At 56.8% G+C, this 16236-nt stretch carries 18 protein-coding genes and 1 tRNA gene; 10 read left to right on the forward strand and 9 right to left on the reverse strand.

Going from position 1 to position 16236, the window contains the following annotated elements:
- Positions 1–37: 37 nt before the first annotated feature.
- From cysS to B9Z41_RS00710, 6 genes are all read left to right on the forward strand, one after another.
- The gene (gene cysS, locus B9Z41_RS00685) at positions 38–1411 is read left to right on the forward strand and encodes a cysteine--tRNA ligase (RefSeq protein ID WP_100143991.1); all 1374 of its coding nucleotides are present in this window, start codon (positions 38–40) and stop codon (positions 1409–1411) included.
- A complete protein-coding gene (locus B9Z41_RS00690; RefSeq protein WP_100143994.1) occupies positions 1411–2058 on the forward strand; it encodes a DNA-3-methyladenine glycosylase in 648 nt (215 codons plus the stop codon). The genes cysS and B9Z41_RS00690 overlap by 1 nt, the downstream gene beginning before the upstream one ends.
- A 21-nt stretch (positions 2059–2079) precedes the next feature.
- Positions 2080–3057, forward strand: coding sequence for an acetyl-CoA carboxylase carboxyltransferase subunit alpha (locus B9Z41_RS00695; protein WP_100145043.1), 978 nt, complete (start codon positions 2080–2082; stop codon positions 3055–3057).
- Positions 3020–3988: a tRNA lysidine(34) synthetase TilS gene (gene tilS, locus B9Z41_RS00700; protein WP_100143996.1), complete on the forward strand. Its 969-nt coding sequence runs from the start codon at positions 3020–3022 to the stop codon at positions 3986–3988. The genes B9Z41_RS00695 and tilS overlap by 38 nt, the downstream gene beginning before the upstream one ends.
- A 33-nt stretch (positions 3989–4021) precedes the next feature.
- The gene (locus tag B9Z41_RS00705; RefSeq protein WP_100143998.1) at positions 4022–5290 is read left to right on the forward strand and encodes an aspartate kinase; all 1269 of its coding nucleotides are present in this window, start codon (positions 4022–4024) and stop codon (positions 5288–5290) included.
- Positions 5291–5302: 12 nt separating this feature from the next.
- Positions 5303–5395 (forward strand) — tRNA-Ser (locus B9Z41_RS00710).
- A 102-nt stretch (positions 5396–5497) separates the two neighbouring features.
- Here B9Z41_RS00710 and B9Z41_RS00715 read toward each other — a convergent pair.
- The 5 genes from B9Z41_RS00715 to B9Z41_RS00735 form a co-directional block, all read right to left on the reverse strand.
- Positions 5498–6139, reverse strand: a complete 642-nt coding sequence (locus tag B9Z41_RS00715) for a flavin reductase family protein (protein WP_100145045.1) — start codon at positions 6137–6139, stop codon at positions 5498–5500.
- 94 nt (positions 6140–6233) lie between these two features.
- Positions 6234–7280, reverse strand: a complete 1047-nt coding sequence (locus tag B9Z41_RS00720) for an esterase (RefSeq protein WP_100144000.1) — start codon at positions 7278–7280, stop codon at positions 6234–6236.
- Positions 7281–7333: 53 nt separating this feature from the next.
- The gene (locus B9Z41_RS00725) at positions 7334–8311 is read right to left on the reverse strand and encodes a tripartite tricarboxylate transporter substrate binding protein (protein WP_100144002.1); all 978 of its coding nucleotides are present in this window, start codon (positions 8309–8311) and stop codon (positions 7334–7336) included.
- 12 nt (positions 8312–8323) lie between these two features.
- Positions 8324–9127: an enoyl-CoA hydratase gene (locus tag B9Z41_RS00730; RefSeq protein WP_100144004.1), complete on the reverse strand. Its 804-nt coding sequence runs from the start codon at positions 9125–9127 to the stop codon at positions 8324–8326.
- Between the two features lies 1 nt (position 9128).
- Positions 9129–10322, reverse strand: a complete 1194-nt coding sequence (locus B9Z41_RS00735; RefSeq protein ID WP_100144006.1) for a CaiB/BaiF CoA-transferase family protein — start codon at positions 10320–10322, stop codon at positions 9129–9131.
- A 222-nt stretch (positions 10323–10544) separates the two neighbouring features.
- Between B9Z41_RS00735 and B9Z41_RS00740 the strand changes: the two genes are divergently transcribed.
- Genes B9Z41_RS00740 through B9Z41_RS17000 form a run of 4 tightly spaced genes read left to right on the forward strand, consistent with a single transcriptional unit; the run spans position 10545 to position 12664 of the window.
- Positions 10545–10991 carry a DUF2141 domain-containing protein gene (locus tag B9Z41_RS00740; RefSeq protein ID WP_100144008.1) on the forward strand — a complete coding sequence of 149 codons (447 nt, stop codon included), beginning with the start codon at positions 10545–10547 and terminating at the stop codon, positions 10989–10991.
- A 2-nt stretch (positions 10992–10993) separates the two neighbouring features.
- On the forward strand, positions 10994–11791 hold the full coding sequence (locus B9Z41_RS00745; RefSeq protein WP_100144010.1) for an SDR family oxidoreductase: 798 nt from the start codon (positions 10994–10996) through the stop codon (positions 11789–11791).
- Positions 11792–11802: 11 nt separating this feature from the next.
- Entirely contained in the window at positions 11803–12498 is a 696-nt protein-coding gene (locus B9Z41_RS00750; RefSeq protein WP_100144012.1) for a TetR/AcrR family transcriptional regulator, read from the forward strand.
- Positions 12499–12502: 4 nt separating this feature from the next.
- Positions 12503–12664 (forward strand): hypothetical protein, encoded by a 162-nt coding sequence (locus tag B9Z41_RS17000; RefSeq protein ID WP_158236101.1) that lies wholly within the window; start codon positions 12503–12505, stop codon positions 12662–12664.
- A gap of 70 nt (positions 12665–12734) precedes the next feature.
- Here B9Z41_RS17000 and B9Z41_RS00755 read toward each other — a convergent pair whose 3' ends face one another.
- The 4 genes from B9Z41_RS00755 to B9Z41_RS16885 form a co-directional block, all read right to left on the reverse strand.
- Positions 12735–13847, reverse strand: a complete 1113-nt coding sequence (locus B9Z41_RS00755) for a HupE/UreJ family protein (protein ID WP_158236102.1) — start codon at positions 13845–13847, stop codon at positions 12735–12737.
- Between the two features lie 26 nt (positions 13848–13873).
- Positions 13874–14794: a YHYH protein gene (locus B9Z41_RS00760; protein WP_199172906.1), complete on the reverse strand. Its 921-nt coding sequence runs from the start codon at positions 14792–14794 to the stop codon at positions 13874–13876.
- 61 nt (positions 14795–14855) lie between these two features.
- Positions 14856–15899, reverse strand: a complete 1044-nt coding sequence (locus tag B9Z41_RS00765) for a YHYH protein (RefSeq protein ID WP_100144018.1) — start codon at positions 15897–15899, stop codon at positions 14856–14858.
- A 19-nt stretch (positions 15900–15918) separates the two neighbouring features.
- Positions 15919–16197 (reverse strand): hypothetical protein, encoded by a 279-nt coding sequence (locus B9Z41_RS16885; protein WP_143474123.1) that lies wholly within the window; start codon positions 16195–16197, stop codon positions 15919–15921.
- Between the last annotated feature and the right edge of the window lie 39 nt (positions 16198–16236).

Here is a 16236-nt window from a genome sequence, read left to right on the forward strand (position 1 = left end):
CTTGTTGACCCAATCTGCGGTCCTTAACGATTCACTCATGACGCTTCGCATTCACAACACGCTTTCGCGTGCGCTGGAGACTTTTTCGCCGCTCGAACCTGGACATGTCCGCATGTATGTGTGCGGCATGACGGTGTACGACTTGTGCCACTTGGGCCATGCCCGTTCAATGGTGGCTTTTGACGTGGTGCAGCGCTGGCTCAAAGCCAGTGGCTACCGCGTGACCTATGTGCGCAACATCACCGACATTGACGACAAGATCATCAAACGTTCGGTCGAGAACGGCGAGACCGTGCGCGCCCTGACCGATCGCATGGTCGACGCCTTGCACCAAGACGCCGACGCACTGGGCATTGAGCGCCCCAGTTTTGAACCCCGCGCCATGGACTATGTGCCCCAAATGTTGGCCATGATTGGCACGCTCGAAAACAAAGGTTTGGCCTATCGTGCGAGCAACGGGGATGTGAATTACTCCGTGCGCAAGTTTGCGGGTTACGGCAAGCTTTCGGGCAAATCGCTCGACGAGTTGCAAGCCGGTGAGCGTGTGGCTGTGGACGACGGCAAGCACGACCCGATGGACTTTGTGTTGTGGAAGTCAGCCAAAGCCAGCGAGCCCGACGAGGTGAAATGGGCCAGTCCGTTTGGTGCCGGGCGACCCGGCTGGCACATCGAGTGCTCGGCCATGAGTTGCGAGATGTTGGGCGAGAGCTTTGACATTCACGGCGGTGGTGCCGACTTGCAGTTTCCACACCACGAAAACGAAATCGCCCAAAGCGAAGGCGCGTTTGACAAACCCATGGCCCGCGTGTGGATGCACAACGGTTTCATCAATGTGGACAACGAAAAAATGTCCAAGAGCTTGGGCAACTTCTTCACCATCCGCGATGTGCTGAAAGAATTTGATGCCGAGACCATCCGCTTCTTCGTGGTGCGCAGCCACTACCGCAGCCCGCTCAATTACAGCGATGTGCATTTGAACGACGCACGCGGCGCGTTGAAGCGCCTGTACACCGCCTTGCATGCCGTGCCTGCCGCAGAGCTTGAGATTGACTGGACGCACCCTCTGGCAGCGCGTTTTCAAGCCGCCATGAACGAAGACTTTGGTACGCCGGAAGCCGTGGCGGTGTTGTTTGAATTGGCGGGTGAAGTCAACCGCACGCATTCTGCGCAGGCCGCAGGTTTGCTCAAGGCCTTGGGTGGCCTATTGGGTTTGTTGCAAGACAACCCCGAAACCTTTTTGCAGGCGGGTGCCTCGTTGGATGAGGGTGCTATTCAGACCCAAATCGCGGCACGCGCCGCAGCCAAGGCTGCGAAAAACTTTGCCGAGGCTGACCGCATTCGCCAAGAACTGGCAGCGCAGGGTGTGCTGCTGAAAGACTCGCCCACGGGCACCACCTGGGAACGCGGGTGATGATGGCGCACCAAGAAAAAATCACCATTGCGACGCCCGCCTACTGGGCCGAAGCGTGCAAGCACTTGGTCAAAAAAGACCGGGTGATGAAGCGCCTCATCCCTCAATTGGGCGACGCTTGTTTGCAGTCGCGCGGCGATGCTTTCATCACGCTGGCGCGCAGCATTGTGGGGCAGCAAATTTCCGTCAAAGCGGCCCAAAGCGTGTGGGATCGATTTGCCTTGTTGCCGCGCAAAATCTCTCCAGCCAATGTGCTCAAACTCAAGGTGGATGACATGCGTGCCGCAGGTTTGTCTGCCCGAAAAATTGAATACTTGGTGGACTTGGCTTTGCACTTTGACAGCGGTGCGTTGCATGTGAACCAATGGGCTGAGATGGAGGACGAAGTCATCATCGAAGAGCTGGTGGCCATTCGCGGCATCGGTCGTTGGACGGCTGAGATGTTCTTGATTTTTCACCTCATGCGGCCCAATGTGCTGCCGCTCGACGACGTGGGCTTGATCAACGGCATCAGCCACAACTATTTTTCAGGGGAGGCCGTCAGCCGCAGCGAAGTGCGCGAGGTAGCTGCCGCCTGGGCCCCCTATTGCAGCGTGGCGACTTGGTATATTTGGCGCTCGCTAGACCCGCTGCCGGTTGAATACTGAGCAGCCAAGGAGTAATTGATTTTGGCTAAGAAAACTTTCCTCGATTTTGAACAACCGATTGCCGAGCTGGAAGGCAAGATTGACGAGCTGCGCTATGTGCAAAGCGAGTCGGCGGTCGATATTTCGGAGGAGATTGATCAGCTCAGCAAGAAAAGCTTGCAGCTGACCAAGGATATTTACAGCAACCTCACGCCCTGGCAAATCACCAAGATTGCTCGCCATGCCGAGCGTCCTTACACGCTGGACTACATCAACGACATCTTCACCGACTTTGTCGAGCTGCACGGTGACCGTCATTTTTCCGATGACTTGAGCATTGTGGGGGGCTTGGCCCGTTTCAACGGCAACGCCTGCATGGTGCTGGGCCACCAAAAAGGCCGTGACACCAAAGAGCGTGCCGCCCGTAACTTTGGCATGAGCCGTCCTGAGGGCTACCGCAAAGCTTTGCGCCTCATGAAGACGGCTGAAAAATTCAAGCTGCCCGTGTTCACCTTTGTCGACACACCCGGTGCCTACCCCGGCATTGACGCCGAAGAGCGCAGCCAGAGCGAGGCCATTGGCCGCAATATTTTTGAAATGGCCCAACTCGAAGTGCCCATCATCACCACCATCATTGGTGAAGGTGGCTCGGGCGGCGCCTTGGCCATTAGCGTGGCCGACCAAGTGTTGATGTTGCAGTACTCGGTGTACTCGGTCATCAGCCCTGAAGGTTGCGCCTCCATTCTGTGGAAAACCTCTGACCGTGCCGAAGATGCTGCCGAAGCCTTGGGCATCACGGCTCACCGGCTCAAAGCGCTGGGGCTGATCGACAAAATCGTCAACGAACCTGTGGGTGGCGCACACCGTGACCCCAAACAAATGTCCGCACAGCTCAAGCGTGGCTTGAACGACGCGTGGCGTCAGGTGACCGACCTCAAGGTCAAAGAGTTGCTGGACAAGCGCTACGAACGTCTGCAAAGCTATGGCCGGTACAACGACACCAAAGCCGACGCCCGCTGATTTCCCTCCGCTGGACGCGCTCCAGCAGGCCTTGCCCTTAGGTGTGGCCTTGAGCGGCGGGGCCGATTCCACCGCCATGCTGATCGCCTGTGCCACCCGCTGGCCGGGCCAAGTGTTTGCAGTGCATGTGCACCACGGTTTGCAGCAAGCCGCCGACACTTTTGAAATCCACTGCATCGAGTTGTGCCAGCAGTTTGATGTGCCTTTGGTGGTGCAGCGCGTCAACGCTGCACACGCGAGTGGAGAAAGCCCCGAAGACGCCGCCCGCCAAGCCCGCTACCGAGCTTTGAGTGATGCGGTGAAGCAGCATTGGAATGGCCAAGTTCAGCATGTGGTGCTGGCGCAGCATGCCGATGACCAAGTGGAAACTTTGCTGCTCGCACTCTCACGTGGCGCGGGCTTACCCGGCTTGGCCAGCATGCCCAAGGTGATGGTGCGAGACGGCGTGACTTACCACCGCCCCTGGTTGCAAGCCTCGGGGGCGAGTTTGCGCCAGGCCTTGCATCGCTTGGGCCAACCTTGGGTGGAGGACCCCACCAACCAAGACACCCGTTACACCCGCAATCGCATTCGCGCGCAATTGCTGCCCGTGCTAGAGGGAGCTTTTCCATCCTTTCGTGACACCTTTGCGCGCTGTGCGGCCCATGCCGCACAGGCCCAAGAACTTTTGCAAGAAGTGGCACAGCAAGACCTGCAAACCGTGGGCGATCCACCGCGCATCAAAGCCTTGCAAACATTGAGCGTGGCCCGACAAAGCAATGTGTTGCGCCATTGGTTGGTACAGCAGCAACAACGCCCCAACACAGCGCAATTGCACGAACTGCTGGCGCAGCTCAAAGCGTGCACCACCCGAGGCCACAACATCGACATCAAGGTGGGGCGTGGCTTTGTCAGGCGCGATGGGGCGGTGCTGCGTTGCTACAATCTTTAGCTTTGCTTTGATCTTTCAACCTTTTCACGCAACATGGCATTGATTGTTCATAAATACGGCGGCACCTCGATGGGCTCGACAGAGCGCATCCGCAACGTCGCCAAACGCGTGGCCAAGTGGGCCCGTGCTGGCCATCAAATGGTGGTGGTTCCTTCGGCCATGAGCGGAGAAACCAACCGTTTGCTGGGGCTTGCCAAAGAACTGGCTCCTTCCAAAGCCGACTCGGCCTACAACCGCGAACTCGACATGTTGGCCTCCACCGGTGAGCAGGCCTCGTCGGCTCTGTTGGCCATTGCGCTGCAAGCCGAAGGCCAGCCCTCGGTGAGCTACGCCGGTTGGCAAGTGCCTATTCGCACCAACAGCGCGTTCACCAAGGCGCGCATCGAGTCGATCGATGACGCACGTGTGCGTGCTGACTTGGATGCAGGCCGCGTGGTCATCATCACCGGCTTTCAAGGCAAAGACGAGCACGACAACATCACCACCTTGGGCCGTGGCGGCTCAGACACCTCGGCTGTGGCCGTCGCCGCTGCCATGAAAGCCCACGAGTGTTTGATTTACACCGACGTTGACGGCGTTTACACCACCGACCCGCGCGTGGTGCCCGAAGCACGTCGCTTACAGACCTTGTGCTTTGAAGAGATGCTGGAAATGGCTTCTTTGGGCAGCAAAGTGTTGCAAATTCGCTCGGTTGAATTTGCGGGTAAATACAAGGTGCCGCTGCGCGTGTTGTCCAGCTTCACCCCGTGGGACATTGACATCCACGAAGAGGCCAAATCTGGCACGTTGATCACCTTTGAGGAAGACGAACAAATGGAACAAGCCATCGTATCGGGCATCGCATTCAACCGTGATGAAGCCAAAATTTCTGTGGTCGGCGTGCCCGACAAGCCAGGCATTGCCTACCAAATCTTGGGTGCTGTGGCCGATGCCAACATTGAAGTGGACATGATCATTCAAAACATCAGCAAAGGTGGTTTGACCGATTTCAGCTTCACCGTGCACCGCAACGACTACGCCCGCACCACCGACTTGTTGAAAGAAAAAGTGTTGCCCGCTTTGGGCGCCACGGATGTGCAAGGCGACACCAAAATTTGTAAGGTCTCCATCGTGGGCATTGGCATGCGCAGCCACGTGGGTATCGCCAGCAAAATGTTCCGTTCCTTGAGCGAAGAGGGCATCAACATCCAGATGATCTCCACCAGCGAAATCAAAACCTCGGTGGTGATTGACGAAAAATACATGGAATTGGCAGTTCGGGCCTTGCACAAGGCGTTCGACCTGGACCAAGCTAAGGCATAATACGCACCTGCTGGAAACGTGACCGAGTGGCCGAAGGTGCTCCCCTGCTAAGGGAGTATGGGGTGTAGAGCCTCATCGAGGGTTCGAATCCCTCCGTTTCCGCCAGCAAACCCTAAAAAGCCGTTCTAAACCAACGGCTTTTTTTATTTTGAATTTCAGCATTTGAGTTGCCTGTACTCGCAGCATGAGGCCTTGAAAAGGCCTCATTCAAATTTCATCAATGGGGGTCGATGGAGGCGCAGCAACGCCAGCGACTTCTTCAACTGAAAATCTGTCGCGTGTGGTGGTGTAAAAACTGGCACCAAATCGACCAACGGGGTGGTAGTCACGCAAATTGACGCGCCATGCCTGTGTGTCAATCAGCCCATCGCGTGCCGACAACCATTTGACACGGCCAATGAACACATAACGACTCGGTGTTTCCAGCGTTTCATGCAGCACACATTCAAAAGCCACAGGCGCTTCAACGATGCGAGGTGGCTTGACGGTGTGTGATGCAGCGCTGGTCAAACCGACATGCGTCAACTCACTCACGTGCGAGGGCAAGGCTTCGCCACAGGCGTGCATTTTGGAGGCCATGGCTTCGTCGGTCATGTGCACCACAAACTCACCTTGGTTCAGGATGTTTGCTGCCGTGTCTTTGAGCCGTCCATCGGTGAGCCGGTTGATGCTCAACATCACAATCGGTGGGTCTTCACCCACCATGTTGAACATGGAAAAAGGTGCCGCATTCGCCACACCGTTGGCTCCGAGTGTTGTCACCAAGGCAATGGGTCGAGGCACGATCAGGCTGGCCATCAGCTTGTAGCGCTGATAGGCGTTGATTTGCTCGAAGTCAACTTCAGTCATGGGTTCGCTTTGTGTGGGTTGCTCACCAACCATACCATCGACAAGTCACTTCATTGATGGGGTTCGTGAAAGCATGAAACCCCATTCAGCCTACTCAGCGCACAAACCCTTTGTTGGACAACCACTGTTGAATCACTTGCGCAATCTGCTGGTTGTTGCGGTCCATCATCATCATGTGGCTGTTGCCTTGAATACCGATCTCAGGCAGGTTCACCAAATCGGGCTTGCCCCCAGCAGCGCGAATGGCGTCATGAAACTTGATGTTATTGGCACGGATGGTGGGCCAACGGGCATCGCTGGCAATGTAGTCGCCATAAATGCTCAAGCTGGGGATGTCTTTGAGTTTGGCCGCTTGGCTGATGTCGCCCACGCCTGCGGGCTCCACCAACACCAGCGCCTTGACTTTGTCGGGCCGTGCTTGCGCCACTTTGTAGCCAAAGGGGCCGCCTTGTGAGTGCACCAGCACCACGCACGGGCAGACCTTGTCCACCAGCGCGATGTAGGCGGCAATGGTGGGTTCGTCGGTGCTGGTCCAGCGTGGCACCACCTGTTTGGTGAAGTTGTCGTAGCCCTCGGTGGGGAACTGGTTGCCGGGCAGTGGCTTCATCTTGGCCGGGTCGCGGTTGTAGCTGCCAGGGCCATTGCCAATGCGAAAACGCTCAAACGGATTTTCTTTGGTCAAGAACACCGGATCGGTCTTGGTGATTTCGGGGTACATGGCCCAGCCTGAACGGCCGCGCTCCACGGCGTCGCTGTTGTACACCGTCCAGCCTTGGCGGATGAAGTAGTTGAGCCAGCCTTCGCGACCGTCGGGCGTGGTCTCATACGTCACACCACTCAAGCCCCCGCCATGCCACATCAGCAAAGGCAGCTGGCCTTTTTCGTTGGCAGGCACAAAGTACTGCACATACATTTGCTCGACCTGGTAGACGCCATTGGGATCGACTTTGGCCGGCACACCGCCTTGCGAGAACAAGACTTCTTTGATGGGTTTGCCCGAGAGTTCCACCTCACGTCCGCCCACATGGAAAGAGCCCATGTCTTTGAGTGCCAAAGATCCTGAGGGTGTGCTGCATGCACTGAGCAGTGCGCAGCTCAAGGCGAGCCAATTGAAGAGTCGATGAGGTAACTGGGTTTTCATGTGAGGTGTTTTCCGTGTGAGATAAAAAGAATGCGAACGTGTTGCAGCGTGGGTCAATCGACCTTGGCCCCCGACTCCACCACCAGTTTGGCCCACATGGGGGCGTCTTTGAGGTTTTGGGCCTGAAATTCAGCAGGGGATGCATTGGGCGCAGGGTCCATGCCTTGGGTGGCGAGCTTGTCGCGAATGTCCGGGCGCTTGAGCACCTTGACCGCAGCATCAAACACCTTCTTGATATCTTCCGCACGCATGGCAGAGGGCGCATACAAACCGAAAGAGAAGCTGATGTCGTAGTCAGGCAGGGCCGCTTCTTTCATGCCCATGATGCCGGGGATGGCGCCCGATTTTTCTTGCGTGGTGATGGCCAAGGCCCGAATGCGCCCACCGCGCACCTGGGGCAGCACCACGGGCGAGGTGCCGTAAATCACCTGGGTGTCGCCCGCGATCACCGATTGCACGGCAGGTGCGCCACCCTTGAAGGGGATGTGCAAGATGTCCAAGTCCGACACGCTGTTGAACAACACCCCGGCCATATGCGGCGCTGAGCCGTTGCCACTGGAGGCAAAGTTGAGCTTGCCAGGGTTCTTCTTGGCATAGGCGATCAACTCTTTGATGCTGTGAACGGGCAAGTTGTTGTTGACCGCAATCACCATCGGGCCATTGGCCAACAGGGTGACGGGTTGAAAGTCTTTCTCAATGTCGTAGGGCAGTTTTTTGTACAGCGCTTTGTTGATGTACGGGTTGCTGCCCACCAGCAGTGTGTAGCCGTCAGCGGGTGCCTTGAGCACGATCTCACTGGCCAAGTTGCCCGCCGCGCCCGGGCGGTTGTCAATCACGGCCGACTGTCCCAGCTCCGCCGCAATGGCTTCGCCCACGGTCCGCGTGACAAAGTCACCCGAGCCGCCGGGTGGATAACCCACCACAAAGCGAATCGGTTTGTTGGGATAGGGCTGAGCCAACACCGACAGCGCGCTGCACAAACAAGCAGCGCCTAACCACTGAAACGAGCGACGTGACAAACCGTTGAACATGGGCGTGTACTCCTAGTGACCTTTGAAAACAGGGGGGCGTTTGGCGGCAAAGGCTTGTCGGCCTTCTTGGTAGTCTTGGCTGGCAAAGCACGCGTTCACCATGGCTTGTACCAAGGCCATGTCACGTTGCTCGGGGTTCTTGCGCAGTTCCAGCAAAGCACGCTTGGCAGCAGCCAGCGTGAGGGGCGCGTTCTCGCACACCGTGCGGGTGTAGTCGTCCACAGTGGCCGACAAGGCTTCAGGGGCCACCACTTGCTTGACCAAGCCCATGGCCAGTGCGTCGTGCGCGTCAAAGATGCGGGCGCTGAAAAACAAATCGGCCGTGTGGCCCACGCCCACAATTTCTGTGAAGCGTTTCACGCCATCGAAGGCATAGCCCAAGCCCAGTCGTCCTGCTGGCATGCGAAATTTGGCGTTGCTGGCGCAAATGCGCACATCGCAGTTGAGCGCCAAACCCAAACCACCGCCCATGCAGATGCCTTGAATTTGCACCACCGTAGGCTTGGGGCAATCGAGCACGGCGGCATAGCCCGCTTCGGAGGCTTGCGAGTAGACGAGGTTGGCGTCGCCCGTGCGCATTGTGTCGAATTGGCTGATGTCGGCACCTGACACAAAGGCTTTGTCGCCTGCACCGCTGAGCACAATCACCCGGATGTCGGCGTCATCCACAAAATCTTGCATGACCTGGGGCAGGGCGGCCCACATGTCATAGTTCATCGCGTTGAATTTGCGGGGGTTGTTGAACACGACATGGCCGACGTGTCCGCGTTTGAAACTTTGCAGTGTGCCGGGGGCGTGGGGTTCAGGTGTAGACACGTCAGATGACCTTTTTTTCTTGCCATGTGGCGATTTGTGATTCGGTGTACCCCAGGCTGGTGAGCACCTCGTGGTTGTGCTCGCCCAGTTGGGGTTGGCTGGACCGCACGCTGGCAGGGGTGCGCGTGAGTGTGATGGGTTGCGCCACGACACGAATGTCACCGCGCTTGGCGTTGTGCACTGTGACGGCTGCCTTCAAATGTTGAACCTGTGGATCGTCAAACACCTCTTGCATGTTGTAGATCGGGCCACAGGGCACACCGGCTTCATTGAGGCAGTCCACCCAGTGCTGGGTGGTGTGTTGGGCGAAAGCGCGGTTCAGTTCGGCGTTGAGGTAGCTGCGGTCTTTCAAGCGCCCTGGGTTGGTTTGGTAGCGCGGTTCATCGCGCAGGTCCAAGCGCCCGAGCACGGCGCACAGCGCACGAAACTGCGTGGTGCCCGAGGCCCCAATGTTGAAGTGCCCGTTGGACGATTGAAACGTGCCCATGGGCGTGGCAAACGGGTGGTCGTTGCCGGCTTGTGGTGGCACCTCGCCATCAATCAAATAGCGTGCCGCTTGGAAATCGCACAGGCCAATCATCGATTGCAGCAAATTGGTTTGCACCCATTGGCCACGGCCCGAGGTTTCGCGCTCCAGCAGCGCCACCATCACGCCCATGGCGGCAAAGTTGCCGGCACTTGAATCTGCAATCGCAATCCCTGCGCGCACTGGGCCTTGGCCGGGCAAGCCCGTGACCGACATCATGCCGCCCATGCCTTGGGCAATCTGGTCAAAGCCTGGGCGCTTGCGGTAAGGACCGTCCTCACCAAAGCCAGAAATACTGGCCAAGATGATGCGTGGGTTGATGGCTGCCAGGCTGTCGTAATCGAGACCTAAACGAAACTTCACATCCGGGCGAAAGTTCTCCACCACCACGTCGGCGGTTTGCACCAGCCGGTAAAAAATCTCTCGCGCCTCGGGCTCTTTCAAGTTCAGCGTGATGGCCCGCTTGTTGCGGTGCAGGTTGAGCATGTCGTAGGTCTCGCGCCCACCCAAAGCCCCTTCGTTGGGGTCAACGCCTGGGGGCGATTCGATGCGAATCACATCGGCCCCAAAGTCGGCCAACACACGCACACAGGTCGGTCCCGAGCGAACGCGTGTCAAGTCCAGCACCTTGAAGCGTGCCAGTGCGAAAGAAGTGGGGGAGGAAGGCATGGAGGAAAACCCGACGTGAGCTGAGGAATCAAAACAGACCTGAAGCTAACGGGGCACCGTGCCTGTGACAAGGGTGGAATCCATGGCCCATGTCGCCCAGGTGTCGCCAATGCCTCAAGGGTAAGTGCTCTATTTTTTTAATCATTAGTGATTAATTTTTGTTGGCATTCGCATTTAATCGAATCTAAACTTTACTTAGATTGTTTCAAAAGGAGTGTCTTCATGCGTGCTGTTCGCTTTGTTTTTCCCCTCATTCTTTGTGCTTTGACCACCCATTCGATGGCGGCTGAACCGGCTGACAAAACCCTGCGCGTGGAGGTTTCTCAAGTTCGCAGCGCTACCGGAGATGTGGGCTGTTTGTTGTTCAACTCTGCCGATGGTTATCCTGAAGTCCATGCCAAGGCTTACCAAGAAACACACGTCGCGATTGATGCAAATCGCGCCACGTGTGAGTTCAAAAATGTCGCTTCAGGAACTTATGCAGCCATCGTTTTTCACGATGAAAACAAAAATGGCAAGCTGGATAAAAACTTTGTGGGCATGCCCAAAGAGGGGTATGCGGCCTCCAACAATGAGCGACCTGCTTTTTCAGCCCCTCGGTTCAAGGAAGCTTCGTTTGTGCTGAATGCAGACAGTCCAACGACCATCAAAATTCAAATGGGGTACTGACCATGGCTCAGCTCAAAGGCAAAACTGCACTCATCACCGGTGCATCCTCGGGCATCGGAAAAGCCATTGCATCCAGACTGGGGGCCGAGGGCGTCAACCTTGTTCTGGTGGCACGTTCTCAGGCAACGCTTGCGCAACTGGCGGATGCGCTGAGCCGTCAATACGGCGTCAGCGCTACCGCTGTTGTGCTGGACCTGTCGCAACCCAACTGCGGGGCTCATCTACACAGCCAGCTGGCATCCAAAGGCGTTGTTGTGGATATCTTGGTGAACAACGCGGGCTTGGGGACCTATGGCCCGTTTGAAACACTGTCACCGGAAGTCGAGCAAGAGGAGATTGCCGTGAATGTTTCAGCTGTTGTGAGCCTCACACATGCGTTCATTCCCCGCATGCTTGAACGCCGCACAGGTGTGGTGTTGAACTTGGCATCGACTGCGGCGTTTCAACCTGCGCCCTACATGGCCGTGTATGCGGCCAGCAAGGCCTTTGTGTTGAGTTTCAGTGAGGCGCTGTGGGCGGAGTACCGTGGCAAAGGCGTTCATGTTGTGGCCCTATGCCCTGGCGCGGTAGAGACGCAATTCATTGACAAATTAGACGATGCTTCGGTCAGACAAACCAGCGTGTTTTCTAAAACCATTCAACCCGAACAAGTTGCCGAACAAGCGTTGATGGCCATTCAGGGGCAGGCACCCACCCGAATCATTGGCATCAAGAATTGGTTGCTCGCCAATTCGGTTCGGTTGGCCCCCAGAGACATGGTGGCCCGCAGTGGTGAAAAAATGTTGAGACCATCCAAGTAGAGGAGCGTGGGTTGGCTCAAACATCCAAGTCAAACGGCATGCGCATCAAGAAGGCCGATTACCACCACGGTGACTTACGACGTGCGTTGGTGCAGACGGCGCTCAAGGTCATTGATCAGCGTGGGGTGGATGCGCTCACGTTGAAAGATTTGGCCGTTCGCACAGGTGTTTCCCCTGGGGCGCCTTACCACCATTTTGCGGACCGCTCAGAGTTGCTGGCAGCCATTGCACAAGAAGGTTTCGAGTTGCTTGCATCAGCCATGAGGCACGCGAGCGAGGCTGCCGTACAAACGCCAGCAGCCAACTTGCAAGCTCTGGGGTGTGCCTACATCATGTTTGCTGTCTCTCACCGCGGACACTTCAAGGTGATGTTTCGTGGGGATTTGCATGGCAAAGAAAATGCGGCTCGGGCTCAGGCGGGCGAGCGTGCTTTTCAACTGTTATGCGATGCGGTTCAAGCTTGTCAAAAAGCTGGCGCTGTTCCCAAGGGAAACCCAGAGCCATGGGTGCTCCATGCCTGGGCGACGGTGCATGGCTTATCCACCCTTTTGGTGGATGGCAGCCTGAAAAAAACAACCATCCCCGCCGATCAATTGCCGCAATTGATCACGAGCTTGGGCACCCAAATGTTCCGCGCTTTGGCCGCAGAGTCAGAGAGCAAGACACGCGCCACCCGTGCTACCCCCCCAACTGAAAAGCTAAGTTGAAACGATGGAACTCACGCCAACAGTTGCCATCCATTCGGTGATGCATCGGGCACATGACGCGCACCGAAAGACCATGCAGTATCTGTATTGGTTGGCCTGTGTCACCCCTGGCATCTTCACGCTGCTACCTGGGCGCTTGTTGGGGCAAATGGTCTGGGGACAGTAGCTTTGCATGGCGATGCGTGAGTGCTGGAACATCGTCAAAAAAATATTGGCGCAAGTGCCCGGGGCTCGTCTTAAGCGCTGACGAGTAATCTTTCAAAAAACCAAACCATGCCCAAAGCCATCGCACCATACGAGATCCAAGCGTTGTCGAGCTTGATCGATGCGTTGCCAGACAAGTGACGCATGGCTTGAAACGCAGCAACTGCTGCCATCGCCACGGCCAGCTGTCCCAATTCAATGCCCAGGTTAAATCCAGCCAAGCTCAACACCTTGCGACTGCCGTTGAGCCCCAAGTCGCTGAACGCCTGTGCCAAACCCAGACCATGAATCAAGGCACAGCCAAACACGCCGACCCACCGCACCGCTGCTGGGGGTGTTTGCGCCCGGTGCACGCACCATCGGTCAAACCCTGCCATGCCCACAATGGTGGCTGCAATGGCGGGCTCTACCAGCGCAGCAGGTGCCGTCCAGCCCAAGACGTTGCAAGCGATCAGCGTGACGGCGTGTCCTGCTGTGAAGCACGTCAAGGCCACCACCATGTGTCGTACGCGCCATCCTGCGGCCAGCACCACCAGCAAGAACAACACATGGTCTGCGCCCGTCAAAATGTGTTCCGCGCCTAGCGTCAGTTGATCGACAAACACGGTCCAGCCAGAGGGTAAAACCTCCAGCGTGCGCCGCGCTGGCGTGAAGGTCATGAGTTGTGATTCTTCACCACGTGTCACGGTGACGTGTTGTGTTTGTTCATCGGCTCGGCTGCCGAACAGGTCCAACTTGAATTGCCATGCTGCGCTGATCGGCGTCAAGGTAAATTTCCCCAACACCACCAGTTGTTGGGCGGGTGCCGTGGGTGCATCGTCAGGCGGTGACAGGGTGAATATCACGCCTTGTAGAGGGGCCAGTCCCTGCGGCCCAGCCAATTGCACGCCCGCGCGTATTTGTGTCTCAATCTCGCGCCGGTGTGCATTGCCCTCCACATAGGACAGTCGCCCATCACCATCGTCATCGATGTTTTTGAACGCCGTGGTGGGCAGCGACATCACCATGTAAGCCCCATCGCCAACCAGGTTCAGTGTGCCGCGCTGAGCCACCATCAGGTGTGCGTGGACTGTCGTGCTGGCAAGCAGCATGACCATCCACAGCCAGGCGTTCACCACCTGCGCCTTGCATGAATGTCTAGACATCCATCGGCGCATTCAAGCGCAATGCCTCATAGTTTGCCCTTCATGCACCGCTGCAAATAGGGGTAGCTGTCGGTGGCGTAGTAGTGGTAAATGCCTTGAGGGAACTCAGGCGTCACCCCTATGCGGCCATTGCATTCATCCAGGTCGCCCAGTCCTGCCACATACTCACGGTCTTGCTCGAACGTGCCCATGGCGTACAAGCTGGTCGGGGGCCGATTGGCATCTGGTGTGGCCTTGAGTCGGTAGCTGCCCTGCATCACTTTGAGTGCAGAGTGAGCGTCGGACGCAACGCTGTAACCGTAGCGCGCATAAATAGGAAATCCATCGCCAGCCCAGCCAATCAGTGTCATGGCTACCCCTTTGTTGAGCTTGGCCACAAACTCTTCTGGAATGCCGTGGTAGTGGTACGTGCCACTCGGTTGCACGTGTGCATTGCTGGGATCGGTGCCGAAGTTGAATGAGGATTGGCCCATTGCTTCAATGTTCCAACGCCCAAAACTTGGCCCCATTGGGCAATGGGTGCCTGCATCGTTGCACGTGCCCGCAGTGCCTGGATCTATCTTGATGCCGTTGAGGACATAGCCCGTCATCACACGCGGCCCGCCTTTGCGGGTGATGGAGGGGGTGGCCTCGGGAAACAACGGCATCGAGACTTGAATGCGCTGTTCAGACATCGTCTCTGGGTTGCCAGGGTTGGGAAAAACGCCCGTGGGGTGGTCGGGAATGCCGTTGGCTGTCAATTTGCGCCGAGAACCTTCACACGACCAACGGGCTTTGCTGGTGGCCTTGACCGATGGCGTGCTGTTGAATTCTTCTTGTGCGTAATCACACAACACTCCTACGGTGCTACTTTGGTTGGCCCTCAGAGACATTGGGTTGACGCTGGCTGCATGTGGCTCAACACAGCCTTGCAACGACATGACAACGAGTGATGACAGTGTGGCCATCAACCCCCACTTCGGCCATGCAGTGGATTTTTTGAAGGGCCTGACGACGAGATGTGCGTGGCTAATTGAGCTTTCCATAAACGCAACGTTGAAGGTGAGGGAAGGTGTTGGTGGCGTAATAGTGGTAAGTGCCGTTGGGAAATTCAGGCGTTTTACCAGTGCGACCGTTGCATGCGTCTAAATCACCCGACCCAGCCACGTATTCATAGTCTTGCGTGAAGGCTCCTAGAGGGTAGGTGGTGGTGGAAGGACGATTGGCATCAGGGGATGTTTGGAGTTGGTAGCTGCTGACGATCTCCTTGATCGCAGAAGTTGTGTCCAATGGATCTGTATACCCGTACGGTGAATAGATCGGGAAACCATCTATCGCCCAACCGATGAGGGTCATGCCAGTGGTCGATTTGGTTGGGTTGAGTTTTGTCACAAGCTGTACAGGATTGCCGTGGTAGTGGTAGGTTCCCTGGGGCTGCACGTGTGCGTTGCTGTCGTCCGTTCCAAATTTGAAGCTGCTCTGACCCAAAGCCTCAATATTCCAAGCGTAATTTCCTCCACCCAATTCGCAAATAGTCCCAGAGTTGTTGCAGGTGCCTGCCGTGCTCGGGTCGAACACGATGCCATTCAATGCCACCCCTAACTTTTGCGTACCACTGTTGCTGGCTGTGACGGCAGATGTTTGGGTGGGCGTCAATGTCATGGACTTAGAAACGCTCTGAGCCACGATGGTGTTGGGGTTGTATACGTTGGGGAAAGCTATGTTGGATGCACTGTCCGTCACACTCACACTGTTGACGGTTCTGCTGAGCGTGTAGTCTGGCAAGCCATTGGCGCTGACTGAGCGCGTTGTGCTGCTGCAAGACCACGTCACGATGGCACATGTACCTGCCTTCAACACCGAGTAAGAGCTGATTTGTATTTTGGTCGCGTAGCTGCAAAACACCCCAGCAGTTGTGCCCGTGTCCGTATTGCTGGTGGATGTCGTGCCCGTGGAGCTGTATGCACTACAAGACGTCTCCGCGGTTGTAGATCCACCTCCACCGCCGCAACCCCAGAGTGAGGCAAGCATGACGATGGCAAGACTTGTTTTGATGCAACGAAAGCGAGTCATGGTGTGAACTGCGTGAGATTTATTTGGGAGGAGGCATGCCACCCTCGGGGGCGTTCAATGGCCGACAGGCCAGTGGCTTGCCTTCGGGGGCCCAGCAACTGCCTTTGAGGGTGCCTTGTGGGCTCGAAAAATTGCAGTCCTGACCAGACTTCAGCGTCTTGCAGGCTGCCAGTGATTCAGGAGGGGGGGCTGGCGGCATACCTCCACCTGTTGTCGGTTGAGCGCAAAGTGCAATGCCATACAGCGCCATGCAAGAAGCCATGACGGCGCGTAACACTTGCAGTCGTGGGGTGTTCATTTTTTCTCCTAGAGGTTGGCTAGGACGGCATGTCCTGGT

The organism is Limnohabitans sp. JirII-31, from assembly GCF_002778315.1.
Lineage (GTDB): Bacteria > Pseudomonadota > Gammaproteobacteria > Burkholderiales > Burkholderiaceae_C > Limnohabitans.

What these genes read in the sequence shown, in the direction of transcription:
- B9Z41_RS00720 (WP_100144000.1), bottom strand. Translation starts at nt 7,280, where the DNA reads ATGAAAACCCAGTTACCTCATCGACTCTTCAATTGGCTCGCCTTGAGC.
- B9Z41_RS00740 (WP_100144008.1), top strand. Translation starts at nt 10,545, where the DNA reads ATGCGTGCTGTTCGCTTTGTTTTTCCCCTCATTCTTTGTGCTTTGACC.
- B9Z41_RS00765 (WP_100144018.1), bottom strand. Translation starts at nt 15,899, where the DNA reads ATGACTCGCTTTCGTTGCATCAAAACAAGTCTTGCCATCGTCATGCTT.
- B9Z41_RS16885 (WP_143474123.1), bottom strand. Translation starts at nt 16,197, where the DNA reads ATGAACACCCCACGACTGCAAGTGTTACGCGCCGTCATGGCTTCTTGC.
- tilS (WP_100143996.1), top strand. Translation starts at nt 3,020, where the DNA reads ATGGCCGGTACAACGACACCAAAGCCGACGCCCGCTGATTTCCCTCCG.
- B9Z41_RS00755 (WP_158236102.1), bottom strand. Translation starts at nt 13,847, where the DNA reads ATGTCTAGACATTCATGCAAGGCGCAGGTGGTGAACGCCTGGCTGTGG.
- B9Z41_RS00705 (WP_100143998.1), top strand. Translation starts at nt 4,022, where the DNA reads ATGGCATTGATTGTTCATAAATACGGCGGCACCTCGATGGGCTCGACA.
- B9Z41_RS00690 (WP_100143994.1), top strand. Translation starts at nt 1,411, where the DNA reads ATGATGGCGCACCAAGAAAAAATCACCATTGCGACGCCCGCCTACTGG.
- B9Z41_RS00715 (WP_100145045.1), bottom strand. Translation starts at nt 6,139, where the DNA reads ATGACTGAAGTTGACTTCGAGCAAATCAACGCCTATCAGCGCTACAAG.
- B9Z41_RS17000 (WP_158236101.1), top strand. Translation starts at nt 12,503, where the DNA reads ATGGAACTCACGCCAACAGTTGCCATCCATTCGGTGATGCATCGGGCA.
- B9Z41_RS00735 (WP_100144006.1), bottom strand. Translation starts at nt 10,322, where the DNA reads ATGCCTTCCTCCCCCACTTCTTTCGCACTGGCACGCTTCAAGGTGCTG.
- B9Z41_RS00745 (WP_100144010.1), top strand. Translation starts at nt 10,994, where the DNA reads ATGGCTCAGCTCAAAGGCAAAACTGCACTCATCACCGGTGCATCCTCG.
- B9Z41_RS00725 (WP_100144002.1), bottom strand. Translation starts at nt 8,311, where the DNA reads ATGTTCAACGGTTTGTCACGTCGCTCGTTTCAGTGGTTAGGCGCTGCT.
- B9Z41_RS00760 (WP_199172906.1), bottom strand. Translation starts at nt 14,794, where the DNA reads ATGGCCACACTGTCATCACTCGTTGTCATGTCGTTGCAAGGCTGTGTT.
- cysS (WP_100143991.1), top strand. Translation starts at nt 38, where the DNA reads ATGACGCTTCGCATTCACAACACGCTTTCGCGTGCGCTGGAGACTTTT.